At 35.3% G+C, this 26,999-nt stretch carries 14 protein-coding genes; all 14 read right to left on the reverse strand.

Annotated features, from left to right (window positions below):
• Positions 1-243: 243 nt before the first annotated feature.
• The gene (locus tag AC6CH4_RS22580; RefSeq protein ID WP_498107009.1) at positions 244-1,167 is read right to left on the reverse strand and encodes a glycoside hydrolase family 16 protein; all 924 of its coding nucleotides are present in this window, start codon (positions 1,165-1,167) and stop codon (positions 244-246) included.
• 49 nt (positions 1,168-1,216) lie between these two features.
• Positions 1,217-2,608 carry an endo-1,4-beta-xylanase gene (locus AC6CH4_RS22585; RefSeq protein ID WP_498107011.1) on the reverse strand — a complete coding sequence of 464 codons (1,392 nt, stop codon included), beginning with the start codon at positions 2,606-2,608 and terminating at the stop codon, positions 1,217-1,219.
• A gap of 148 nt (positions 2,609-2,756) precedes the next feature.
• Positions 2,757-3,863, reverse strand: coding sequence for a hypothetical protein (locus AC6CH4_RS22590; RefSeq protein ID WP_498107013.1), 1,107 nt, complete (start codon positions 3,861-3,863; stop codon positions 2,757-2,759).
• Positions 3,864-3,873: 10 nt separating this feature from the next.
• Positions 3,874-5,397 (reverse strand): RagB/SusD family nutrient uptake outer membrane protein, encoded by a 1,524-nt coding sequence (locus tag AC6CH4_RS22595; RefSeq protein ID WP_498107015.1) that lies wholly within the window; start codon positions 5,395-5,397, stop codon positions 3,874-3,876.
• A 60-nt stretch (positions 5,398-5,457) separates the two neighbouring features.
• The gene (locus AC6CH4_RS22600; protein ID WP_498107017.1) at positions 5,458-8,562 is read right to left on the reverse strand and encodes a SusC/RagA family TonB-linked outer membrane protein; all 3,105 of its coding nucleotides are present in this window, start codon (positions 8,560-8,562) and stop codon (positions 5,458-5,460) included.
• Positions 8,563-9,114: 552 nt separating this feature from the next.
• The gene (locus tag AC6CH4_RS22605; RefSeq protein WP_498107019.1) at positions 9,115-13,275 is read right to left on the reverse strand and encodes a hybrid sensor histidine kinase/response regulator transcription factor; all 4,161 of its coding nucleotides are present in this window, start codon (positions 13,273-13,275) and stop codon (positions 9,115-9,117) included.
• A gap of 242 nt (positions 13,276-13,517) precedes the next feature.
• Positions 13,518-15,800, reverse strand: a complete 2,283-nt coding sequence (bglX, locus tag AC6CH4_RS22610; RefSeq protein ID WP_498107081.1) for a beta-glucosidase BglX — start codon at positions 15,798-15,800, stop codon at positions 13,518-13,520.
• Positions 15,801-16,150: 350 nt separating this feature from the next.
• Positions 16,151-16,813: an NUDIX hydrolase gene (locus AC6CH4_RS22615; protein WP_498107021.1), complete on the reverse strand. Its 663-nt coding sequence runs from the start codon at positions 16,811-16,813 to the stop codon at positions 16,151-16,153.
• Positions 16,814-16,849: 36 nt separating this feature from the next.
• Positions 16,850-18,937 (reverse strand): beta-galactosidase, encoded by a 2,088-nt coding sequence (locus tag AC6CH4_RS22620; RefSeq protein ID WP_498107023.1) that lies wholly within the window; start codon positions 18,935-18,937, stop codon positions 16,850-16,852.
• 84 nt (positions 18,938-19,021) lie between these two features.
• A complete protein-coding gene (locus AC6CH4_RS22625) occupies positions 19,022-21,382 on the reverse strand; it encodes a right-handed parallel beta-helix repeat-containing protein (RefSeq protein WP_498107025.1) in 2,361 nt (786 codons plus the stop codon).
• Position 21,383: 1 nt separating this feature from the next.
• A complete protein-coding gene (locus AC6CH4_RS22630) occupies positions 21,384-22,184 on the reverse strand; it encodes an SGNH/GDSL hydrolase family protein (protein ID WP_498107027.1) in 801 nt (266 codons plus the stop codon).
• 28 nt (positions 22,185-22,212) lie between these two features.
• Entirely contained in the window at positions 22,213-23,154 is a 942-nt protein-coding gene (locus AC6CH4_RS22635) for an alpha/beta hydrolase (protein WP_498107029.1), read from the reverse strand.
• Entirely contained in the window at positions 23,151-24,953 is a 1,803-nt protein-coding gene (locus AC6CH4_RS22640; RefSeq protein WP_498107031.1) for a glycoside hydrolase family 2 protein, read from the reverse strand. Before AC6CH4_RS22640 ends, AC6CH4_RS22635 begins: the two co-directional genes overlap by 4 nt.
• A gap of 129 nt (positions 24,954-25,082) precedes the next feature.
• A complete protein-coding gene (locus AC6CH4_RS22645) occupies positions 25,083-26,999 on the reverse strand; it encodes a glycoside hydrolase family 97 protein (RefSeq protein WP_498107033.1) in 1,917 nt (638 codons plus the stop codon).

The following is a 26,999-nucleotide window of genomic DNA, read 5'->3' on the forward strand; positions in this document are numbered from 1 at the left end:
ATTAACTAAATCCCCTGAGTTCTCATTAAAGCTGTGCGAATGTGGCCGACTTCGCACCTGCTATCTGAATCATACATTGTTTTATAAGGCTAAATAAACGAAAAAGCTCCAGATTTCTCTGAAGCTTTGTTTTTAGTAGCGAGTGAGAACTAAATTCGAACTATCTGTGTTTAATAAATTATAAATATTCATAATTTTTTGAACCCTTCTTTCAAGCTCTTATCCTCTTTTTGCTATATAATTTTAGATAGGTCTTTTGTAAACCGTTACATCATCTACCCACATCATTACAGATGAAAATAAGTTAATTTTATTAGGGTCTATAAAATTAGAGTCTTTAGATCCAACATTCATATTGAAAATGATCGAATGTGTTCCAAAATTATTGAAATTTAGATTGGCCACACTACTGTTTGTATATGTTGCAACAGTTACATTGTCCACCTTTATGGTTACTGTTACAACATTGTCTTTCATTTTCCAGAAGGATTCATATAAGTGCCATCCGTTATTTCCGTTTAGATTAAAATTACCTGGATAGTTTCTTTCGGCAGAGTTTCCGAGTTGGTTTGTTCCGGAAGTAGTTCCATAAAAAATATTTGAAGTATAACGGCTTGCATTAGGGGCAAAAGAGTAGCCTTCCAGAATATCGATTTCTCCCTTAGTTGGCCATGCGTTTTGCTGTACAGACCAAAAGGCCGGCCATGCACCGTAAGTATCTGAGAAAGATTTGTAGGTTCCGCCCTCCATCGCTATTAATTTAATATTAGCAGAAAGCATATACTCTGTATTGTTTTCTGGTTTGTACTGATAATGAGAAGTAATGAAGCCAGATTGATATTTGTAGGTACTCAATTTGGTTGTTTTGATTTCTAAACATTGTCTTCCGTCCCTCAATTGCGTAGTTGGTACTGAACTATTATAGTCACAATACCAGGAATTATAATCCGCTCTTTGCTCTTTTGTCCATTGTGATAAATTAGAACCGACATTGAATGTGTCTTCAAATTGTTTCACCCAGGGTGCAGCGGCTATTTTACCTGTACTTTTAGAGTTATTTACACTTGCTAATTGTGCTTCTTCCAATACAGGAGTTGTACTATCTGAGCAGGATGCAAATCCTAAAACACAGGATAATACTAATGATAACAAATTTAATTTTTTCATATTTTTTTGTGGTTAATTAATAGTATAGTAAAGTATTATGCTTTAAAATTTAATCTAAACCTTCTAAGAATCCGGTATGCGAACTTTTAATTGTAAAATTGGAATCATACAGCAAAGGCCAGTCATTTCCAACGTGGTTCAGATCTGTACTATATGGAATCCAGGATTCATTGTCCTTCATTCCCCAAACCGTTAAAGCGTATTTATTTGCGGAGGGAAGTGCATTATAAATTTTTACCATTTCCTTGTATTTCTCTTTTTGAGCTAACCTCCTTTCATTTGTAAAAGTAGAAATGTCATTAAATTGATTTACTTGTATATCTAACTCCGAAACGTGAATTTTTAACCCTTTTGTCACCGCTCTGTTAAGATCAGTTTCTATTTGTGTTTTGGTTGGACTTAAATATGTATTATGCATTTGGAAACCAAGGCCATCAATAATATTGTTTGCTTTTAAATCATCGACAATGCTAAAAACTTTATCTTGTTTTGCGATATTAGTTGAAGTTGCATAATCATTATAAAACAATATTAAGTTTTTATCACCAGCAGCATTTGCAGCATTTCTTGCCCATTGAAAACAATCTTTTACATAATTTGGCCCCATTCGTTTCAGGAAAAGAGTATTTCTCATGTTACCGCCATTATCATCTACTGCTTCATTTACCACATCCCAGGATTTTACTTTTCCTGCATAATGGGTAACAACATCAGTAATGTATTTTTTTACTTCTGCCGCAAATTCAGCATCAGTACCAGAAAAATCTTTTAACCACGTTGGTACCGAATTATGCCATACTAAAGCATGACCGTGAACATTGATACCATTTGCATTTCCATAAGCCACAATTTTATCCGCTGTAGTCCAGTTATAAACACCACTTGCAGTAGAAATCTGATCCATTTTCATTTCGTATTCGGCAGAAATACTGCTAAATTCATTTTTTAGAATCAAATCATAAGGACTTCCGGTAGTTAACTGCGAAGCTTTTATTGCCATACCGACAAAAAATGGATTTGCTACTTTATTGGCTTTTACTTTTAAAAAAGTAGGATCCTCAGGAATATTGCTTGATCCGGTAGTTACCACACTAATAACATTTGAATAATCGGAGATTTGTGTCTCTGATTTGGCTCTAACTCTGTAATAATATTGCGTACCTCCCATTAAACCAACTACAACTTCATTTAAATCAGTAACTTCTTTTGAATTGTAGTTAGGTACAAACGTTGCAAAATTTTCGGTTGTAGAAACATCCAGAAGATAGCTTTTAGAATTGGAAACATAATTCCATTTCGCTTTAAAACCGACGTCGTTCACATCTTTTGGTGCGTTGGCTACGGGAGTTTCTAAATTATCAGCAACTTCGTTGTCGTCTTTAGAGCAGGCGCTTATAAAAAAGAAAAGGCTGGTGAGTACTAGTAAAAATTTAGTTTTCATACTGTTTTGTATTATAGAATATTCTCTTAGTTAGAGAGAATATGCTTATTTATGGTTTCTGTTTTATTATTTATTGTATGATTTACTTTTATAAAGAGGCTGCTTTTAACAACAACCTCTTTTTTTAATCAAAGCATACAACCCTCAATTATTGGTAACGAATCTTGATATTATCAAATTTAATTACACTAGGATTTGGGGTGTCTCCCTGAGCGATCCCTACTTTGATTTCATTAACTTTAGAAGCATCCAACGTAGCAGCTGAATTTGAACCAAACCCATAATTATCTTTAAAATCAGCTAAATTTATGGTCTTGGTAATCCAATTAACATCGGTTACTTTAAAATTATATCCATAATTTACCCCTTCAATCGTATTTAATTGTATGGCAAATTGAGCTCCAATTACGTTGGCACTTACATCAATATCTATAAAAGTTTTGGTTGCATCAGTATTGGTTGCACTTAGAAAATTAGTTCCGCCTCCACCGCTGCTTCCATTATAGCCATTAGCTGTTGAACCAGACCATGCAAGTGTTGCGTAACTTCCTGCTGGGCCGCCTGTGGTATTGGCGTTAAAACTATCGATATCACCATATGCACTCCAACTGGTTCTGGTGCCATTTCCGTCAAAATCAGATACAAGAATTAATGTGGCAAACTCTATTGTTTTTTTTGCCATACCTCCCGGTGTTGTGATTACCAACTCTGATCCGGAAACGGCATTTGCCGGTAAACCGATAATGATTGAAGAAGATGAATTGACAGAATAACTAACCGCCTTTCCTGCTAGTGTGATCGAAGAAACATTATAAAACCAGGTACCTTCAATTTCCAATGGGAAACCTGGAGTCGCTACAGCCGGAATTGTTTTTACAATAGTAGGGGTTGGTTGTAATATCTCAATATTTTTTGTAAACGAGCCAGCACCAGTTACAAATGTAATGGGTTGCACTCCAAATCTGCTCCCTAGTTTTTCATCAAAAGGAATAGTAAAAATAAACGCCCTATCTGAATTATAATTAGGATTGAAACTGATATTAATTTTATTATCCAGCGTAATTTTTTTTAGTCCCGTTAATCCCTGGCCTTCCACTCTAACTTTATTTAATGGAAAAGCCTGATTAAGTAAATCTCCAGGTTCAGCAACCATTGCATCTATATTTGCAGTAGCTACATTATCATCATTTTGACAAGCTGTAAAAGAAGCCAGTGCCAAAAGAATTATAATTCTATATTTTATTTTATTGATCATAGTATAAAAATTAATTGAAGTTAAAAGGAACCGGAGCCTCTAATAATGATGGATTGGTATCAATTGCAGATTGTGGTAATGGCAATTCAAAATAATTACTTCCAGGAGTTATTTTTCTGGAAACCAATTCCGTTCTGGCATCATCAGAATAAAAACCAACTTCCTGCTGTGAAATAATTGCTGTCGCTTCAGCCAGACCACGGCGTTTTAAATCAAAGAAATACTGTCCTTCAAGTGCAAATTCAATCCTTCTTTCATTAAACAGATCATTCCTTGTAAGTACCGTTTTAGCTGGTAATCCGGCTCTCGATCTCACTTCATTAAAAGCGCTTAAAGCAGCTGCAGAAGTAGTCGAACCTGCTCCGGCCAAAATCGCTTCGGCATGCATTAATAAAACATCAGAATATCTTAATATAATTGTGTTTTGTGATGTTCTCATGAAAAACACATCGTTTCTTTCGGCTGCAGAACCTACAATGTACTTTCTAAAATTAGCTCCTGTAGAAGAAAGGATTTTTTTGTATGTGAAACCTCCTTGATTTTTTAATAACTCAGGATAAAAATCACCATCAGTCATAATCGTGTTCTTTTTTCTTGTATCCTTTGGCTCAAATCCAGCTTGTAGTGAGACAGAAGGCAGGTAAACTCCCCAACCATCACCACCACCTGTTATTCCTGTACCTCCGGGAACTATATACGCCTGGTTTGTGTTTTGTGTTCCCCATTCTGTAGCAATCGCTTTCCATTGTAAGGCAAACATACTCTCAGCACTATTATTATTTTCAGGGCTGCTAAATAAGTTTCCGTAATCCTGAATTAAAGTATATTGGTTTCCAATAATTTTCTGGGTTAAAGCGGAACTTTCAGCATATTCATTTAAAGTTAAATGCACTTTTGCAAGAATACCCATAGCGACATATTTAGTGACATACCCTTTTTTTGCTGCTCTTTCAGGTAGATTTTGAACAGCATATTCTAAATCCAGTTTTATAAATTTATAAACATCTGAAATGAGATTTCTTTTTGGTTGTGCCGCAGAACCTGCTTTACTAATAATAGGTACAGCTCCAAAAGTTCTCACGAGATAGAAATAAGCATTGGCTCTCATAAATCTGGATATTGCAATAGCATTTTTATATGATGCTTCAGGCAATTCGCTCTTTCTTTCTTCCACTAAACTCATTAGGTTATTGGATTGATCGACAACAGAAAATAATGAAACATATCCCTCTGTCAGTATTGGGTTTTGGGAGGTTACCTGCGCATCCTTAAATTGCGCGTAAGCACCATCAAATGAAAAAGCGTTTCCCGCATACATATCTCCTACTGCAATCAGGAATTTATCATTAAAGGTAAACCACGGCTTAAAGTACAAACTCTCAGCTATTCCGTCAAAAGCGGTAACTCCTTCGGGTAAGTCGGCCGGGGTTAATTGGTTTTCAGATGGTGCATCCAAAAAATCATCTGAACAGGAAAATAAAGACAGCAATGGTATTAGCATTCCCATCATAAAAAGTTTAAAAAGTTTTTTCATAACTATTTTTTTTATGTTAACGATTATGAATCATTAAGTTAAATGTGTGTTTTATAAATCTTAGAACTCTAAATTCACTCCTATAGAAGTCGTTCTTGGCACAGGATATCGCCCTAAATCAATACCGCTTAGTGTTATATTTTGATCTAAATTTCCTAAAGCAGGGTCAAAACCTGAATATTTAGTAAACGTGTATAAATTTTGAACATTCGCATACAATCTGATTTTAGAGAAAATAGATTTTTCGAATATCTTCTCTGGCAAATCGTAGCTCAATGAAACATTCTGAATTCTTAAATAAGAGCCATCTTCAACAAATCGATTCGAAATTCTGCCATTACCATTTGGATCATTAAGTGTGATTCGGGGCACATCTGTATTTTCGTTTACTCCAGGTTCGAAAGCCTTCAGAGCCTCTGTACTAACATTTCCAAAACGGTCTCCAAATCCCGGATATATACCATCCGTATAATGGCGCGTAAAGTTGTAGATCTGGTTACCCTCGCTTCCTGTTAAAACAACAGATAAACTAACATTTTTGTATTTAAAGTTATTGGTGAATGCATACGTAAAATCAGGAATTGCATCTCCTATGGCTGCCTGGTCTTTACTATCGATTTTTCCATCGCTGTTAAGATCCTTAAAACGAATATCTCCAATTCCGGTTCCTGCTTCCTGAGTTGGTCCTGCAGCTAATTCGGCAGCATTTTTGAATAATCCATCGGTAACATAGCCATAAAATTGGCCTACTGGCTGTCCTTCTGTTGTTCTTGTCACGTTATATAAATCGAATTGTACTTTTCCTAACAAAGATTTGCCCTGGCCCTGAAAACTGGTCAGCTCATTGTTGTATTTAGATAAAATAATGGTGCTGTCCCATGTAAAATTAGGGGTAACAATATTTCTTGTATTCAATGTAAATTCAACTCCTTTAGTTACAATTTCGCCTGTATTCAGGTAGTAATTAAGTGCACTTTGATTTGATTCATCGTTGATTTGTTTGGTCAGGAAATCTGAAGAATTTTTAATATAATAGTCAAAATCTATTTTTACTCTGTTATTAAATAATCCTAGTTCAAAACCAGCATTGAAAGATTTAAGGGATTCCCATTTAATATCCGGATTACCTAAATTATCAATTGTTGGAGATACACCTCCAAACGGAGATGAAAGTAACGACAGGATCGTTTGATATCTGTTTGCCGGAATATTTTGATTTCCCACAAGACCGTAACCTGCCCTGAATTTTAAATAATTTATGCTGTTTGACAAAGGCTCAAAGAACTTCTCGTTACTTACTGTCCATCCTCCTGAAAATGACGGGAAATAGCCCCATTTGTTGTTAGGTCCAAAGTTTGATGAAGCATCTGCTCTTAAAGAAGCAGAAAAAGAATATCTGTCAGAAAAGCTATAGTTTAATCTCGAAATATAAGATGCCATAGACCATCTGCCAGAACCATTACCGTTTACTGCAGTATCAATATCACCTATGTTTAAGTTCGTAAAGTCTTTACTTAAAAACTCACCCGTTCTGTAACCACTTATATATTCATAACGGCTTTCCTGAGCTTCCTGACCTAATAAGAAAGTAAAACTGTGTTTATCGTTTATCGTTGTATTATAGGTAAGATAGTTTTTAATGTTCCAATAATAGCTTTGATCCTGTTGTTTGAATGATTTGTTTAAAAGTTCAGACACATTTCCTAAGGTATATTTAGGTGCAAAGGCACTGCTTTTTGAAAAATTCAGATCATATCCTAATTCAGATCTAAAAACCAATCCTTTGATAATTGTAAAATCAGCAAATAAATTACCATTAATTTTAAATCTTTCTGTAGTTGAATTATTGTATTCCGACAAAGCTATAGGGTTTGTTGCTTCATTTGCAGAAGACCCTAAACCAGTTATTGGTCCTGCATAAGAACCATCGGCGTATCTAACCGGTAATTCAGGAGATTGTCTTAAGGTATTCATGACTAAACCACCTCTGTCATCGTTTCTTACTACCTGTTGAGACGACTTACTTACGGATAAGTTATTACCAATCTTTAGCCACGATTTCACAGTAGAATCTACATTTAATCGCATCGATAATCTGTTAAAATCTGAATTTAAAACAATTCCTTCCTGATCGAAATAATTTAAAGAGGTGTAGTAACGTGTTCCTTCTTTTTCACCAGAGAATGACAGCTGATGATTATACATTGTAGCGGTTCTAAAAAGTTCATTCTGCCAGTTTGTTCCATTTCCTAATAAATCTGGTTTCTGATATTGAAAAGGAACTGGCTCACCGTTTAATTTAAAAATTTTTGCCTGATAGGCAGCATATTGTGGTAAGTTCAAAACATCAACCGTATTGGTTACTTCCTGGCTAGCTAAATAGGTTTCATACGTAAACTTTGATTTTCCTTTTTTTCCTTTTTTGGTTGTAATCAAAACGACACCATTTGCACCATTTGCACCGTATATTGCTGTTGCCGATGCGTCTTTTAAAATATCAATAGTTTCGATATCCGAAATATTCAAACCAGACAAAGCGGAATTTTTAGTTTGTCCGTTTCCTCCGCCTAATGCGCTGAATGAAAAGGAGTCGTTGTTTTTGTCAGCAAAAACTGGTGTTCCGTCAATAACGTATAAAGGTTCATTACCGTTAATAGAAGTAATTCCTCTAATTTGAACCGAGATTCCACCTCCGGGAGTACCTGAATTTTGAGTAACATTTACACCTGCGGCCTTACCTACAAGAGCCTGATCGATAGAAGTAAAGGGCTTGTCCTGAATTTCAGAAGCTTTAATTGAGGAAACAGCACCGTTTATATCTTTTCTTTTTGAAGTTCCGTATCCTATCACCACGACTTCATTTAATTTTTCAAGGTCATTTACCATGACCACCTGCATGACTGATTTTGTATCTGCTGGCAGTGTCAAATTTTTATATCCTACGTAAGTAAAAAGCAATGCCGTATTTGGTTCAACATTGCTTAAGACAAAACTACCGTCAAAATCCGTGACAGTTGCGTTTTTTGTTCCTTGTACTATTACACTAACACCTGGAAGGCTGGTTCCTCCTGATGTTACTTTACCTTTAACAGTTTGAGCAAAGAAAAAATTTCCCCACATACATACTGTTAAACACAATAGTTTTTTTAATGTTCTTTTCTGCATAAAATTTGGTTGTTAGTTTAAGTTAAATAATCAGTTGTTTTTAGTTTGTAAAAACATTTAATAAGTTGTTTTTGTCAAGCTCATTATGTGAGCTGTAATGCAAAAACTATTTCTTAAATATTTCTTAACGAAAGTAAAATCTAGAGTCGTGCGAGTGTAGAACAGATGAAGCAAATCATGCACCATTTGATGCAAAAACAACATCTCAACCTCCTGTATAAGTGAAAAAACAACTTAAACCATTAAAATCATCAATGAAGCATTACCAAAAAACTGGCAAGAAAAATATATTTTAAAAAAATATATTGTAGTAATTCTATTAAAAACGCAAGTTTTTAATAGAATTCAAAAACAAAAATTTTCAGGTAATAGTCTGACAAAAAAAAGCCCTGATTAAAAAATCGGGGCTTTCTAAAATTATATTGAGTCTTAATGACTCTCTTATCTATATTCTATATTCTATATTCTATATTCTATATTCTTTACTCTTTACTCTTTACTCTTTACTCTTTACTCTTTACTCTTTACTCTATAATCTTTATTCTATAGTCTTTATTCTTTCCCTGTTATTTCCTGCGTCGGAAGATGTCCGTATTTAATTTTATAACATTTGGCGAAATAGGAAGGCGTTGTAAATCCTACTTTATAACTAATTTCATTGATATTAACATTTTTATTGCCTTGTTCGAGCAATTGTTTTGCTTTTTCTAATCGTACATTTCTAATAAACTCATTTACTGACACACCAGTTAGTGTTTTTATTTTTCGATACAATTGACTCCTGCTCAGGAAAACTTTAGAAGAAAGCAACTCCACACTTAAGTCAGATTCACTCAGATTTTCATTAATAAAATGAAGAATTTTTTGAATGAAATCATTGTCTAATGAAGTTGTTTTTTCTTTCCCGTCTTTAGTGATACCTGTATAAAATTTCTTAAACATTATTTGTCTGCTTGTAATAAGCTGCGCGAGACTGGATTTTAAAATATCCAATTCAAATGGTTTGCTCAAATACATATCAGCACCAGAATCTATTCCTTCAAGCCTGTCATTTACCATTGCTTTTGCAGAGAGCATTAATAACGGAATATGACTTGTTTTTAGATCTCCTTTTATATTTTTACAGAATTGCAAACCGTCCATTACCGGCATAATAACATCGGTAATTATGATATCCGGTAATTTCTGAACGGCTAGTTCATATCCTTTTTTACCGTTTTCGGCTGTAATGACCTTATATAATTTACTTAGCTCCTGTTTCAGATAATTTCTTAACTCAAGATTATCCTCCACAATCAGAACGGTATATGCTTTTGCAGTATCTTCTACAATCTCTTTCGTTGACTCATTAGTAATATTTTCTTCATCTATTTGTTTTTTATTCGATTCAAACAAGAATTTATTTTTGTTTTTTTCTATTTCGAAAACCTCATCAACTATTTCATTTTCCTTATAAAAAGATTTGCCTAAAGGAAATGTTACCATGAATTTTGTTCCTTCTCCCGGTTTACTTTCAACATCAATCTTTCCTTTATGCAGCTCCACAAATTCTTTTACTACCTCTAAGCCAATTCCTGTGCTTCCGTAATAATCTTTATTCAGGTTATTGACCTGATAAAATCTATCAAAAATTCTTTTCAAATCCTCTTTTTGAATTCCTGAACCTGTATCTGTAATTGTTATTGAAAAGGATGGAATTTTACTTCCATTAATTATCAGTGAACTATCCTGATCTAATTTATCTACAGCAATAGCTATAAAGCCGTCATCAGGGGTAAATTTAAAGGCATTTGAAATGATATTAAATATTATTTTTTCCAGCATTTTAGGATCTAACCAATCTTCGAGCTCCTCAAGTGATGATTCAAAATCAATTGTTATGTTTCTCGCAGCAGCTTCCTCATCAAAATAGCCTATAATTTCATTAACAAATGCGATTACTTCAATTTTTTTAACCTGAAGGAAAACTTTGTTAAACTCCAATTTATTAAAATCCATGAGCTCATTGATAAGCCTTGAAAGCCTGTCTGAGCTTTTGTGTACGATTTTTAATTTATTATGTATTTCACGCGATACGTTCTTACTTCTTAAAATATCTTCCAGAGGATTAATAATTAGGGTGAGTGGTGTTCTGAATTCATGCGAAATATTAGTGAAAAACTGTAGTTTCTTATTATTTAGTTTCTCTAACTGAATCGTCTTTTCCCTTTCTAAAATTATGGATTGTCTGGCTTTAAAACGATTTTGATAAATCTTGTTGAAATATATAATCAGGAAAACTAAAATAGAGGCGTATATTAAATAGGACCAAAAAGTTTTCCACCAGGGTGGCAGGATTTTTATTTTTAATTCTAACTGAACATTGCTCCAGGAACCATCTGCATTGGCAGATTTTACTTTAAATACATAATTACCAGGCTCGAGGTTTGTATAGGTAGCTGTTCTGTTATTCCCAACATAATTCCAATCTTTTTCAAAACCTTCAAGGTAGTAGGCATATTTGTTTTTTTTAGAATAATTGTAATTTATCCCCACATATTCGATCGTAAAAACGGATTGTGCATGATTGAGAATAATTTCTTTTGTCTGAGAAATTACTTTGGTTAACGGCGAAGCCTCTTCATTTGGTTTTACGGATTTGTTGAATAATTTGAAATCACTGAAATATAAGCTCGGTGCTTTTTCTGCTTTTTTAATTTCATTCGGATTGAAATAATTTACTCCCTCGTAACCACCAAAATACAGCTCGCCATTTCCATCTTTAAAGACCGCATTATTATTAAAATCGTTATCAATAAGACCATCATCTTTATTAAAATTGGTACTTTGTTTATTTTTAAAATCGAGTTTTGTTAATCCGGATCCACCGCTTATCCATAAGGATCCATTATTGTCAGAAATTATAGCCCGGACTGATTTCTCTTCAAAACCTGGAAAATCATCGTAATTAGAAAATATCTTATTTTTTTTATTGTAACTAAACAGTCCTTCACCATCTGTACCTATCCATATTTTTTTATCATTGGATTCATAAATTGATAAAATGGTCTGAATACTGTTATACTTCGTCTTATCCCTGAACATTTCATCCCGCATATTTATCACTCTAAAACCGGAGTCGGCATTTAAGTTTACCTGATATAGTCCTAAAATTGTCCCGACCCACAAAATATTATCAGAGTCTACAAAAACTTTACGAATAAAAGCCTCATCCAGAGCGTTTTCTGCAAATTGTTTAGTGTTACAATGCACAAATGTGCTGTTTTTATTGTCAAAATAATGAAGTCCTTTTATGAAAGTTCCAATCCAAATTCGGCCTCCTGAATCTTCAGAAAAACTAAAAATTCGATTCGATTTTAATCCCGGTGTATTTGCTGTATTGTAGTTTGTGAATCTGGTAGTTCCATTTTTCAAAAAGTATATACCACGATCCCAGCTTCCTACCCAGATGTTTTGTTTGCTATCTATGAATATAGTCTGAATATCAACAGCATCCAGACCGGAATAGTAATTTTGGTTATTTTTGTTAACGTGAATATACCTTTTATCAGTAAGATTATAAATATCAAGCCCTCCGCCTTCATTACTTATTAAGAGATTACCTTTTTTATCTTTTATAACGGAAGTTACATAACTGGTCTGCAAGGAATTATCATTATTCACAAGCGACTCAAGTGAATTAAATTTGTTATCAGGCTTATCGAATACACCAAGCCCTTTATTAAAATAGCCTAACCAAAGTCTTTTGTCCTTGTCTTCGTATAATGACCAAACGGAATTCGATTTTAAGCTGAAATTATTGTATTTACTATGCAAATATTTTTGCAGTACTTCTCCTTTATAATTTACAACTAATAAACCATCATTTTCAGTACCGCAAAGTATATAATCGTGACTGCTTTGTATAATCGATAAGATTTTGTTTTTGGTGATAAAAAAATTCTCAAATTGATAGTTATCTGTTTCAGGTTTAATTTTTATCAGCCCGTTTTCAGTGGTTCCCAGCCATAAATATCCAAATTTATCTATAACAAGATTTTCTATATCGTCTAATAAAGGTTCTCTTTTAAACTTGTCTTTATAAACCTGCTTCACTTTTCCGTTCAGATCAATCTCTAAAAGGCCATAACTGGTTCCTAAATAAATAATTCCCTGCTTACTTTTTACCGAACATTTTATTAAAAAATTTGGTTTTTCCAGCACCTTTGAATGAACTAAAGATGCTTTTAAGTTTTTTGTATTAAGTTTAAATATTCCAAAACCATAGGCACCTAAGATGAGATTGCCGTTATTATCCTCAATAATTGTTTTTACAGTAATTGGCTGTTGATAACCTTTTACGATTGCATCCTGAATATTAATTTTAGTGAAATTATCGAGATCCCTATTGTATAAACACAAACCTTCATCTGTACCAATCCATAAGTTATTTTTAGAATCAATAAAAGTGGCATAAATAAAGTTACTGTTTACTGAACCTGGTTTTTTATCATGTTTGTATCCAAAATAATTTACCCCGTCATATCGATATAGACCTGCGCCGTTTGTACCTATCCAAATAAAACCATTGTGATCCTGAATAATAGAAGAAATAGCCCTTTTTGAAGTAGTTTCCTGTATGCTTCTAAATTGGTAGTTTTCAAATTTATCCTGAGAAAACAAACAATTTATAAGCCCAAAGCAGCATAGAAGAATATATCTGATATTTTTCATTTACATTTTAATATTTTTTATCAAATTTATTTGAATAAAATTTATAATTGGTTATTTAATCTCTAAAACAATATTAATAAAACTAAACAGAACACTTACTTTTTTTCTCCACATTTACCATATTGCTAAAAACCTGAGCAGATTAAGGACCACATAAGGATTAATCGTACTCAGGCTGTAAATTGCTTACTGATAAACTAAAATTATGAAGCGTATCTTCTTGTTTTTAAGTTCTTCAGCATTTATTTTAGTTCAAATTTACTGGTAAGTCCTTCATTAGAATTCCAGCCGACCATAACATTAAACAGACCGGATTCTGTTAAAAATTTACCATTGTTGTCATAAAATCCAAGCTCCTTATCTGTTAGAGTAAACTGAACAGTTTTAGTTTCTCCTTTTTTTAATTCTATAAGCTCAAAACCTTTTAGTTCTTTAACTGGCCTTACTACACTGGCAGCAACATCATTTACATACAATTGAACTACTTCTTTTCCATCAACATTTCCGGTATTGGTAACATCTACAGTTATTTCAATTTTTTCTCCTTTCTGGAAAGAGGTTTTTGCTATTTTCAGATTTTTATATTCGAAAGAAGTATAACTTAATCCATAGCCAAATGGATATAATGGTGTTTTTTCGACATCAATATAATGCGACCAAAAAGCGTTTTGGTCTTTATTGGTTGGTCGTCCGGTATTGTACAAGTTGTAATAAATTGGGCATTGCCCTACGTTTCTTGGGAATGACATTGTCAGCTTACCACTTGGATTATAATCTCCGTACAAAACCTGTGCAATTGCATTTCCGGATTGGGTTCCTAATTGCCATCCTTCAACGATAGCAGGAATATTTTCTGCTGCCCACGGTAATGCCAGCGGACGCCCATTATTTAAAACCAAAATAATATTAGGATTTACTTTGTAAACTTCCTCTAATAATTGCTGCTGATTACCAGGCAGTCCTAATTCTGTTCTACTGCGTCCTTCACCACTTTGAAAACCAATTTCTCCTAAAACCATTACCACAACATCCGCTTGTTTTGCTGCTTTTTTAGCGGCTTCAAATCCAGAAAAATCAGTTGTGTTAATTTTTACTTCATCAACAAATGCCTGTTTATTTAAAGCCACATCAGTTCCTTTTTCATAAACTAACGTATTGTTCTTATATTGCTGCATTCCTTCAAGAACTGATATGGCACTATTATCATCAGCCGCAATTCTCCAGCTTCCAAGAGGACTGTTTTTATCATTGGCCAAAGCACCAATTAAGACGATTTTCATTCCTTCTTTTTTTAATGGCAACAGGTTTTTATTATTTTTCAATAAAACAATTGATTTTTTGGCCATATCCAGAACTGCATCATTATTTGCCTTGTTTCCAATACTTGATTTTTCACGGGCTTCATCACAGTATTTGTATGGATTGTCAAATAAACCTAACTCAAATTTTACTCTAAGAATTCTGCGAACGGCATCGTCGATCACACTTTCTTTTACTATTCCTTTTTTTACCAACTGAGCTAATTCTGTTACATACACATTTGATTCCATATCCATATCAGAACCAGCAATAGCGGCTTTTTGAGCTGCATCGGCTCCATCAGCTGCATAACCGTGGGTAATCATTTCGGCTATAGAAGCCCAATCAGAAACCACAAAACCATTAAATCTCCAGGCTCCTTTTAAAATGTCCCTTTGCAAAAAGCTATTTCCGGTTGCAGGCACACCGTTTAATGTATTAAATGAATTCATGAAGGTACGAATTCCGGCATCGACTGCCGCTTTAAAAGGTGGTAATACACTATTGTACAACTTAGAATTACTCATATCGACACTATTGTATTCCCTGCCTGCTTCTACAAAACCATAACCTGCAAAATGTTTGGCACAAGCAATAATAGAGGTGTTAGCACTTAAGCTCTCGCCCTGAAAACCTTTAACCCGGGCAGTAGCAATTTTGCTGCCCAGATAAGGATCTTCTCCGGCACCTTCCATTACTCTTCCCCATCTTGCATCATTGGAGACATCAACATTAGGCGCAAAAGTCCAGTTTAATCCGGAAGCAGAAGCTTCAACAGCAGCAATATGCGCCGAATTTTTAATGGCTTCTAAATCCCAACTTGCTGCTTCTGCCAATGGAATAGGGCTAAGAGTCTTGTAACCATGTATAACATCAAAACCAAAAATTAACGGAATCCCAAGACGGGTTTCTTCAACTGCCATTTTTTGTACGGCTCTTACTTCTTTTACGCCTCTTATGCTCAGCATAGAACCTACCAACCCTTTCTTTATATTATTGTATTTCTCTTCATTTGTCCCTGATTCTGGTTTTGGTCCTGTAACATCCCATGAACCATTATATTGATTCATTTGCCCCACCTTTTCTTCTAATGTCATTTCTTTCATCAAAAGCGAAATTCGGTCTTCAATTGGTTTACTGGCATCCAGATGTTTTTTTGATTGTGCATATCCATTTCCAAAAACGATTAGCAGTAAAAATGCATAATTCTTAATTTTTCTTTTCATCATAGTTTTTTAGTTTTTTGTAGTGTTGCTGAATCATGTAGTTGCCAGTAGATTATAATTTACTTTGCATACTATAATTTTACAGGTTCATTTACATGAAATCAGTAAATTCAAGATTGTAAATGTAGTTTTCCCCTGAACTATCAGGATAGAACATTTGAAGCATTATGTACGACAAATGATGTATTTACATATTTCTACAATCCATAAATCAAAACCATTACTTCTATTAAAAAAAATGGAGAATGCTCCAGATCAACCGCTTTATGAAGTCGTAGTGTAATTCTGAAAAAAAACAATATTAAAATAAATGCTACAGAAAAGCATATTTAAGAAGAGATTCTTGAAATTTAAAAAATGACAGATTTTTTTTCCATTGCTAACTTTTCATACTCCTTTTCATTAAATTTATATCGTCTTTTCGTTTCAATTTCACTACCTTTTTGCTCATCACCAAGAGGTACTATGATTTTTTTCTGCATAATTTTTTTGCAAAAACTCGATTCACTAGCCTCAACACTCAGGATTTCTCTATAAAGATTTGTAAGCTCAGTTAGTGTAAATTCCTCTGGCAGAAGTTCAAAACCAACTGCTGAGTCGCGTAAGACATTCCCTATTTGATACAGACTTAAATCTATAATTTTCTTATGATTAAATAATAAATCTGGTACATCTGTAACTTTCCACCATCTTTTATAAGAGGGGCTGCTGCCAAAAATCGTTTTATATTTATCAATATTTATCAATCCATAATATCCAATCGTTATATCTCGTTGTGAGTCCTGCTGATTTGGATCAGTAAAAGTCTTTAATTGTCTTAGCAATATATTTTTTTCCGCTCCATACTCCTGCGCCAGACGAAATGCGGCATCATCGGCACTTTCATTGTCCTCAAGCATGCCACTTAAAATACCCCATTTGGCATTTGCATAATTGCTTTTCTTTGATAACAGAACTTTAAGAGTACCGTGATCATAACAAAAAACAGCACAGTCTATAGCAATTTTAATCATAACATGTATTTAGTTCATTTTATTTTTAATAATTCATCATTCACTCCAAACCAACACACCAGCAGGTTTCAGCGTTTTCTCCCCAACCAGTACTTTAGCATTTACAGGTACATTCATTGTATAATCGTTTGAAGAATAATTTACCGCCATATAAAATCCATCGCGCCAGTAAACATATATTCCTTCAGGATAATCTTCGGTGGTAGTGCCAGCCTTGGCGTAGATTTCACGTAAAATATCCTTTTCAAGTTTTGAGTCATCGGTATCCACACCTATGTAGGTAACTGTTCCTTTTCCTAGCTTGCGTTGCACCACAGCAGCTTTACCTTTATAAAACTGGTTATCATAAGTGGCAAGTACTTCAGTGCCTTTATTTGCTTCGAGAAGATCAGCCCAGTTGTTCCAATTGTAGTGTGATGATTTCATCGAAACATCTCCTTTGGCAGACCCCGAAAGCATATCAGTGGATTTGATATGAGCACCGATAAGATCCGAAATCGGAGCAGCCCACTCGCCTTCCCAGAAATGTCCTGCTCTATTTTTGGTGGCCGTACGACAGGTAATGATCAGATGACCGCCATTTGCTGTATAGTCGTTCCATTTCTTTACTAATGCCGAATCGGCCAATTCGTAAGCCGGAACAATAAGAAATTTATATTTGGAAAAATCTGCCGTTTCCGGAATCACAGCTGTAGGTGCTCCCAGAGATTTTGTCATTTCAAGAAACTTTACAGGATAATTCCATGTATCCCACTGAAAAGTTTGTTTTTGTCGCTCTATAGACCAGAAATTCTCTAGATTCCAAAGGATAGCTGTTGACCTTTCAGCCAATTTTTCAGGCAGCTTTGCATTGGGTTTATATTGTTTTCTGAGCTCTTTGATTTCTTTTATGAATTGAATATAATCCTCTCCTCCCGCTGATGGAGTCACACCGTCGGTCTGCATAACTCCGGCATGGTACTGCTCAGAGCTGTACAAAACCTGACGAAAACGATAGGAACAGGCAAGTTTTCCACCAGCGGCAAAACTATGATACAACCACATACGTACCGTACCCGGCATCAAAAGAGGATTATAAGATCCCCAGTTAACGGGTCCGGGCTGCATTTCCATTACTCCGGAAACACCTCCGACAGATTTGTAATATTCGGCCGCAAAAAGAACGACCTTACTATTGCCCAATCGAAAACCCAGGTCGCCAATATTATCAGTACCTCCATTCGGATAGGCAGTGTAGGTCGCAAAATCCATTTTTGTTGTTCGTCTTGGATCTGCACCGGTACAAATGGCGGTGTAATTTGTAGTAATGTATTGTCCTTCCAGGATAGACTTTCGTAAAATAGTGGCCTGTAAATCGAGAAACTCGGCCTGTGCATCGGCCTGATAACGTTTAAAATCGAGCAATGCATGAGGGTTGTTACCCCACCAGCCTACTAAGTTGGGATTGGGAATAATAACCTGATCAAAACTGTTGAACCACTGGCTCCAGAATGCGGTTCCCCAAACAGCATTTAAAGTATCAACTGTTTTATATTTGTTTTTTAACCATTGTCTGAAAGCCTCCTGAGAAGAAGGGCTGTAATCTGAGATTGCAGGAGGCTCGTTATCAAGCTGCCATCCAATCACATTTTTATTCTTCCCGTATCGCTTCGCCATTTCGGTCACAATTCTTTCAACAAATTCGCGGTATTTAGCATTGGTGATTGAGCCTAATCCTCGTGTCCCATTCTCAGCACGGATGTAATGGTTCTCCATAATAAAAGTTTCAGGATAATTCACACGCATCCATGTAGGTGTAGTTGCTGACGGCGTACACATTAGTACTTTAAGATTATTTTTTACACATAGCTCAACAACTTTATCCAGCCATGCAAAATCAAATTTTCCTTCTTCAGGCTCCATTTTATACCAGGCAAATTCCGCCAAATGAACAAATTCGAAACCCATATCGGCAATTTTCTTAATATCCCTCTCCCATTGGTTTTCGTTCCACTGTTCAGGATAATAATAGATACCGGTTGTTACCAGATTTTTATCCGGAAAATACGAACTGGCATTTTGTGCTTTCACGGTTATTTGGGAAATCGTTATTATCACTAATGCTATTAAATACTTCTTCATCATCTTATTATTATTATACTTATTCTACGTGAGGTGAATATTGTTTAATTCCTCTTTTTATTTTACTGCTAATCTATATTCCATAGATTATTTTTTGCCTGTGAATTCAACCCACTTCTTTACTTCTTTCTGATTTCGGAAAATGACCACTTCGGTTTTATCTCCAATAACCGACTTTTGAGCTTCAGACAAATCATTAAGATTATTGGTCTTTCGAGAGTTGTAATTCAGGATCACATCGTTGGCCTGCAAAAACTTAGCTGCGTTTGAATTAGACGTTACTTCTACTACCAATATTCCACGAATATCATCCATACCTGTTGCCGACTGTTCTCCCAAAGTTGTCAGGTTCTTTACTTTTGCACCCATAAAATCCATAATTTCATTGGTGTCTTCATTGTTGGGATTAATAACGGAGGGTATTAATACTTTTTTTGACAAAGCTTTTAATCGTGGCGAAACAACACCAAAACTATTCATATCGAAATTTTTGAAACCAACAGTAAAGGCAATTGAACCATCCTTTATCCGAAAATCACCCGCTTGCGGATTTATAAAATTTAAGCCTCCGTAAACAGAATTTTTATCTGTTCCCCTTTCCTGCGCATCTCTAAGTGAAATCAAATCAGGAAAAACATTATAATCTGTTTCTTTACCCCATGAATTAATATGTATTGGTGCATATTTTGCAAAAACAATATTATAACGAAATACGTCATTACTATTTTTAAACCAGACATGTGGATGAAAAGTATTGTTTATGAGAATGTTGTTTTCTACCACCCGATTAACTCCTTCACGAAGCTTGATGCCTCCATTCAAACACAGGTTGTTCCTGATAATATAATTACTGGATCCATCATCCAGATCGATATCCCAGCCATGGTCGCATCGCATACGGTTATTCTGGATGACAATAGGCTTTACAACATCAGCCAGAGCCAGATTGTAATTATTTTCAACAATCGAATCAAGAAGTTTTTTATCAGGGTGCCAATAACGATCACGTCCCCATGAGTTAAAAGATCCATGATCACCACTTTCCTTAACAGTATTAAACACATCGTTATACTCGATAATATGGCCTCCCCAGGTTCCTTCACTTATATTAATTCCTGCACGTGGAACATCGTAAATGGTATTATGGCTTACCGTAATGCTTTGACACATGGATAACTCCACTCCAGCCGATTGTTTTTCAACAATCCCCAGATTAAACATCAGGTTATCAAACACTCTACAATCCGCAGGATAATTATTTGTTTTTGGACCCGGAGTACGATCTATCTGCTCCAGTGGTACAAACTGATTATACTCAAAACTTGGAGATCGTACAGCAGCAGGATCTCCTACAAAGCAAAAGGCACTGGCACCAATATCCGAAATCAAACATCCGGACACTTCACAATTGCGATTATAATTATTAAAAAATACGGCATTACCTCCCAGGTCATTTAGGGAACAGTTTTTAAGGGAACAATTTTCTGCTCCATCATAAAACACAGCTGCACCACGATAAATAGTCCAGTCACTACGCAACAACGGCTCTTTATTTTGCATGAAGGTTCGCAGAGTTTGTGTGAAGCTAAGACCTTCGATTATAATATTTTTTACCGGCTTTGTTTCCGAACCTTTAAATTCAAATAAGTGAGCTATTTGCGGTGTTTCAAATTTTGCCTTTTTGATATCTAAACTCTTTGATGGATAATAATACAGCGTTTTGTTTTTCTTATCGTAAAACCATTCATTTATAGTGTCTAATTCTTCGAAAATATTTTCCACAAAACGGTATTTGTCATGCATCGGCATACGGCGATTGTTTTGCCAGCCTCCTTCAAGAGCCAGTTCATCCTTGTCGTCTTTTCCGTTAATTCTATAATGAAAGCCACCCCACATTGAAGAATGTAATGCATGCACATAGCCTCCTTCTGGAAATTTCCAGGATGCTATCCGTTCTTTTGAAAGAGCATCTTCTGCTGTTCCTCCATAATATTGAGCGGTTGAATTGAAGTTTGGATATCGGGCCATTCGCTGCAATTTCCCATTTACAAACAGTTGATCAAAAATGAGGTCCTGCGTTACTTTTGCCTGCCAAATTCCATTTTTATACGCTTCCCATTTCAAATTCAGAATTTTACTTCCACTAATAATCACTTTCTGATTATCAAAACTTTTAATGGTGAGTTTTTCATTTTCTTTTCGGGAATCTTCCGATGTAAATATCACGGGCTGCTCTAAATAATAAGTCCCTCCTGTTAGGCATATATCCACGTTTCCCTTGATTTTACGAGCTTCTGTTAAAGCCTTTCCTATAGACGCAAAAGGCTTTTTTTTTGTTCCCTGTCCTGCATCATTTCCTTTCGGAGCCACATACAAACTTGTCTGGGCAAACAAACTTGCCGAACATAAAAGAATTAATACTATAATTATTTTTTGAGGTTTATTCATCTTAATCTACATATAATTTTAAAAAAGCCAAACGATTACTAACCTGTTTAATCCACTCACGAGCCATCAGTTCATGACCAAATGCAGTTGGATGTACACCATCCCAAATCCAATAATCAATTGGAGCTAACTGTTGTGCAGTATCGAAAACCTTTGGATAATCAACCAAAACAGCATTAAAATCGACAGCAATTCGTCTTACAATATCAGCTCTTTCGATTGTCAATGGATGCCACTTTTGATACTGGTCTTTACGCCAGCCGGAAGCAAAAAAGAACGGTAATCCCAATACTATCAAAAGATTTGGATTTTGTTCTACACATGAAGTCAGCAGCTTACGGTAAGTACTTTCAAACATTTTTGCATCCATTGCCTCTTCTTTTCCTTCTATTAATGCGTTCACATCATTTATGCCAGCCAATAAACTTAATATATCCGGTTTTAACTCTAATGTATCTGTTTGCCATCTTTCCTCAAGATTTTTAACCGAATTGCCACTAATACCCCTGTTTATAAACTTAAACCCGTACTGCGGAAAATCAGTACCAATTCTACTGGAAACAGCAAAACAATAACCATGTCCCAAAATATGATTCGGATCTTCACTCCTTCCCCGGTTGCCATCAGTTATAGAATCTCCCTGAAACAAGAATACCAAGTTCTTCTTTTTTGGTTTTTCAATTACTGATTTTGTACCTAAACATGCAGCAGGCAATCCTGTTACAGCCAACCCTGTCACAGCCAATCCGGCTACTGACATGAATTTAATAAAATCTCTTCGGGAAGAATCTTCTGTTACCATTCTATTTTGTTTTTTGATGCTGAATTTTTTATTTCACCTGTAACAGACCTCTTGCTTCAAGCCATTTACGGCAGGCTTCTGGCCATGTGGATTCCGTATTTTTCGACCTTCCAAGTCCATATCCATGACCACCTGATTGATAAATATGAAGTTCACAAGGAACATGATACTTTTTCATAGCCAATGCATAATCAATACTGTTTTGTACCGGAACGGCGCCATCGTCTATTGAATGAATTAAAAAAGCTGGCGGTGTTTCCTTGCTTACCTGTAACTCATTTGAAAAATGTTTCACCAATTCTGGTGCTGGATGCTTTCCTAATAAATTCTCACGAGATCCGGTATGTGTAATCGCGGAATCCATAGAAATTACAGGATAAATTAATACCGAAAAGTCCGGACGGGCACTGGTAGTATCAATCGGATCGTATATTTTTTCATTGAAATGAGTTGAAACAGCTGACGCCAAATGTCCTCCTGCCGAAAAACCTATTATTCCTATTTTATGTGGATCGATACCCCATTCTTTTGCGTTTCGTCTTACGATACGAATTGCCTCTTGTCCATCCTGCAGGGGCGCTATGGATTTGTTTTCCATAATGGCATCATTAGGCAAGCGATAATGTAATACAGCAGCTGTAATCCCCAGCTGATTTAGCCATTTTGCTATTTCAACTCCTTCACTTAAAAATGATACACCGTAATAACCGCCTCCAGGACATACCACCATAGCGGTTCCGGAGTTATTATTGGCAGAAGCGGGATAAACTTCAATAGTGGGTTTTGAAATATTCCTTAGTTTTATGTAATGTGCAGAATCTACTATTTGCTTATAATTTGGATCTTTAATTTCACCCGGCACTTTCCCATTCCATACTTCAATAATTTTATTTTGACCAGAAAGAGTAGCAGTTGCAGTAATCAGAAAAATTAATGCTAAAATTGTTTCTTCTAAAACTGAATTTCTCATCTTCTTTTGTAATAGTCATTCATAATATACCACGCCTTCTTCTTTTCTCCTTTTTCAGATAACAATCCTTTTCTATTGTATCCCTTTTGATAGACCTGATTCATTCTTCCCAATGATTTATAATCAAATAACAGCCACGGCGAGATGCCGCATAAATTTGGAATCGTCTTAAACATTTCCAGCTGATCGATATAAACTTGTTTCTGATATTCTTCTGTCCAGCCAGAAGCTTCATCTGCAGGGCCTGCATTACTTCCGTAAAGGGCTTCCGCTCCAAACTCTGAAATAAATACCGGTTTATCCGGATAAGCGAAGCTCCATTTTACATTTGATGATTTACCTTGCCAGGGAATATACCAACCGATGTATTCATTAATACAAATCAGATCAGAATATTCATAGAGCGGATCTGAAACGTTGAATGCGTTATTGGTGTAAGATTGTGTATTGATAACATGGTTAATTAACCGTGTTGAATCAATGGCCCTACATTTTTGGGTTAGCTCAATAAGGGCATTAGTTCGATTTGGTGTACCCGAATAGGTTTCGTTTGAAAGACTCCAGATGACAACCCCACAGCGATTTTTGTCCCGATGAATCATTTCTTTTAACATCGTTTCCATTTTTTTTGGAACAAGACTGTCTGAAAATTGGATATGCTGATAGGTGGGAAGTTCGCTCCATACCATTAACCCCAATTTTTCAGCTTCTTTAATCATGTTTTCGTTATGAGGATAATGCGCCAGACGAACAAGGTTACAACCTAATTCTTTTGCGGAATTCAATAACACTAAGGCATCTTCTTTTGAATATGCCCTGGTTCCTTTATATGGATTCTCTTCGTGGATATTTACTCCTTTAAAAAAGATTTCTTTTTTATTAAGCAGTACTTTACTCCCTTGTACTTCAATACATCTGAAGCCAATTGTATCAACAATGGTATCTGTTTCACTTTCAATTATTACTTTATAAAGCTTAGGATTTTCCGGAGACCAAAGCTTTAGATTCGAATCAAACGCTATATTGGCATGCCCTTTACTATCTGATTCCGTTTTGTACGTTTTGTTGAGTTCAGGAATTTTTAGTTTAATCTTTTGTTTTGCGTTGCTCCCATTTAGCTGAACCCATCCCAGTACCTTATTCAGGCTTCCTTTTTTTAGCTGAACAGCATAATCTTCTATAAATGTTTTACCGGTTTCAATTAAATTAACCTCACGGGTAATACCTCCAAAATTAAACCAGTCGTATCCAACGCCGGGCAAACCATTCTGCAAACGCTGATTATCTGCTTTAACGATTAGGGAATTTTCTCCTTCTTTTACTTTGTTCGTAATTTCGAATTGAAAAGGAGTAAACCCACCTTCATGACTTCCTATTTTTTCACCGTTAAGATAGATGTCCGCCAAATAATTTACCGATCCGAAGTGCAGAAATAACCTTTTTCCATTATTAGATTTGTAATGAAATACCTTTTTGTACCAAACGATACCTTCTAAATAAGTCAGTTCGGGTAATTGCGAATTAAAGTCGCCAGGTACTTTTAGCATTGGCCCGCCATCAAAGGAATACTCCACAAAGTCGGTTTTCTTTTGCGGTTTTTTTTCCAGCCAGACCTGTTTCCACTCTCCTATTCTGGTTGGATCAAGAATAACCTGCCACTCACCATTCAAACCAGATAAGTGTCGGGACTCAATATTCGACATTGCTGTTTGGGCCTGTAAATAATTGCTTAACAACAGCATGATTACAGCCAGTAATCTCCCTTTTTTAAACCCTGTTTTCTGCGCTTCTATATTCATAATTTAATTGCTTTAGTACATCATGTAATTCGTCAAACCTGATGTAAGTGTTTAGAAATTAAAAAATTACAACTATTCTCTATTTTCTGCAATCTTTTATTGTACTACTGTAATAAATACATTAAACATTTATTTTAATATACCAACAAAACCTCCGTCTGGAAGACATTCAATTTTTACATTACTTCCTTTTTTGATCTTTATTATTTCTGAAGAAAAAGATTTACCATCCTTCCCGTCTTTGATAAGCTGAAAACTATATTCTCCTTTATCAATAAAATCAAACTTTACCAGTAAAGTCTGAGGTACATTTTTTCCGTTTAGTCCTGCTATATACCACTCCTTTCCTTTTTTACGGGCCATAATAACTTTTTCCCCCGGATAACCATCGATTAATTTTGTATCGTCCCAGGCAACCGGAACATGTTTTAAAAAGTCTTTTGGTTCTGTTGGTAACGATTCATAGGCTGAAGGTCTGTCGGCAAAGTGCTGTAACCCTGATTCAAATACAACAGACAAAGCCAGCTCGTGAGCATAAGATGTTATATGTGGATGTTGTGAATCTGAAAAGGTAACAGGAGTATAATCCATTGAACCAATTACATTTCGTGTAAACGGAAGCGTCGTATTATGAGCTGCAGCTTTATTAGTCAATACCTGATCATTATTGTACCATTCTGCACCATATACCGCCTCTGTTGTCATGAGGTTGGGAAAAGTACGAGCCCAGCCACGCGGCACTGTTGCGCCATGAAAGTTTACTAATAAATGATATTTGGCCGCATCTTTAAGAATGTCAATGTAATAAGTCATCATATCCTGATGGTCACCGGCAAAAAAATCAACCTTAATTCCATAGACACCTATTTTATTGAGCCATGAAAATTCTTTGGCACGTTTTTCTGCTGTAAGTAAACGATCATTTGGTGTCGGGTCAAGCCATATTGTTCCTGAATTGTACCACATCAATGGTTTTATTCCTTTGCTTTTTGCATAATTTACGGCATCGGTTATATTTCCTCCATTACTCATTACATCCCATTCCCAATCAATTAACACATAAGGCCAATTCATTTCCACGGCTAAATCAACGTATTCAACTACCTTTTTATAATCTTTAGAACCGTGATTGTTTGCCCAATAAATCCACGAAACTGCACCTGGTTTAATCCAATCAGTATCTTTTAATTGGCTTGGTTCGCTAACATCGCTAATCAACGTTGATTCGACAATATCTGATAATTTACCAATGATAAGTGTGTGCCACTGAGAATTCCAGGGTAATGTAGTCATAACACCTGTCTGCTGAAAATTATCACGGGCTGAAGGGTATGTAACCTGATATTCATTTGTATTTTTTAAATCACTTAGCTTTGCTCCGCAATTATTTTCTGTTATATCTGCCTCCGAAATTAATCCCCAAATTGGCTGATTATTCACTTTGTATAAAGCCGGAAAACCCCATTCCTGGTATTTATCAATGTTCAAACCCGTTTTGCCCAATGGATAAAAACCTTCATAAGCAAGATTGAAAGGCTGCATCCAACGGGATGTGCTATCAGGCAAAACATACGTTGTAGCCTCACCTATGACATTAACTTTTGAGTCTGATTGATTTGGAAAAGTATAACGAAATGCAATCCCATCATTATAAACCCTGAAAACAATATCCAATGGCTGATGATTGGAATTTTGAAAACTGAATGTCTTTTCAGTCCCTAAATTCTCGCACAGCTGGCGTTTACCACAAACCATTTTATAAGAATCGTGTATTGAGACAGGTTTTGATGTGGCAATCAAATGCAAGTTATCTGCAAATTGTTCATCGCTACGATTAATGCCTAATTTAGAATCAGGTAATACTTCTGTAAACTTGTTTTCAATTTTATACAATACCTTAAAAAAAACATGGTGTGCAGTATTTTTTTCAGACAAATTCAAAACAACTTTTACTTTCCCATTAGGCGAAATTATTTCCTGCGCATTTATATTTAAACTTAAAATAACAAATAGTAAAGAAATACCATGTTTTATTGATACTCTCAT

Source organism: Flavobacterium sp. GQ95, assembly GCF_059758655.1.

What these genes read in the sequence shown, in the direction of transcription:
- AC6CH4_RS22580 (WP_498107009.1), bottom strand. Translation starts at nt 1,167, where the DNA reads ATGAAAAAATTAAATTTGTTATCATTAGTATTATCCTGTGTTTTAGGA.
- AC6CH4_RS22605 (WP_498107019.1), bottom strand. Translation starts at nt 13,275, where the DNA reads ATGAAAAATATCAGATATATTCTTCTATGCTGCTTTGGGCTTATAAAT.
- AC6CH4_RS22635 (WP_498107029.1), bottom strand. Translation starts at nt 23,154, where the DNA reads ATGAGAAATTCAGTTTTAGAAGAAACAATTTTAGCATTAATTTTTCTG.
- AC6CH4_RS22600 (WP_498107017.1), bottom strand. Translation starts at nt 8,562, where the DNA reads ATGCAGAAAAGAACATTAAAAAAACTATTGTGTTTAACAGTATGTATG.
- AC6CH4_RS22590 (WP_498107013.1), bottom strand. Translation starts at nt 3,863, where the DNA reads ATGATCAATAAAATAAAATATAGAATTATAATTCTTTTGGCACTGGCT.
- AC6CH4_RS22640 (WP_498107031.1), bottom strand. Translation starts at nt 24,953, where the DNA reads ATGAATATAGAAGCGCAGAAAACAGGGTTTAAAAAAGGGAGATTACTG.
- AC6CH4_RS22585 (WP_498107011.1), bottom strand. Translation starts at nt 2,608, where the DNA reads ATGAAAACTAAATTTTTACTAGTACTCACCAGCCTTTTCTTTTTTATA.
- AC6CH4_RS22615 (WP_498107021.1), bottom strand. Translation starts at nt 16,813, where the DNA reads ATGATTAAAATTGCTATAGACTGTGCTGTTTTTTGTTATGATCACGGT.
- AC6CH4_RS22645 (WP_498107033.1), bottom strand. Translation starts at nt 26,999, where the DNA reads ATGAGAGTATCAATAAAACATGGTATTTCTTTACTATTTGTTATTTTA.
- AC6CH4_RS22620 (WP_498107023.1), bottom strand. Translation starts at nt 18,937, where the DNA reads ATGATGAAGAAGTATTTAATAGCATTAGTGATAATAACGATTTCCCAA.
- AC6CH4_RS22630 (WP_498107027.1), bottom strand. Translation starts at nt 22,184, where the DNA reads ATGGTAACAGAAGATTCTTCCCGAAGAGATTTTATTAAATTCATGTCA.
- AC6CH4_RS22625 (WP_498107025.1), bottom strand. Translation starts at nt 21,382, where the DNA reads ATGAATAAACCTCAAAAAATAATTATAGTATTAATTCTTTTATGTTCG.
- bglX (WP_498107081.1), bottom strand. Translation starts at nt 15,800, where the DNA reads ATGAAAAGAAAAATTAAGAATTATGCATTTTTACTGCTAATCGTTTTT.
- AC6CH4_RS22595 (WP_498107015.1), bottom strand. Translation starts at nt 5,397, where the DNA reads ATGAAAAAACTTTTTAAACTTTTTATGATGGGAATGCTAATACCATTG.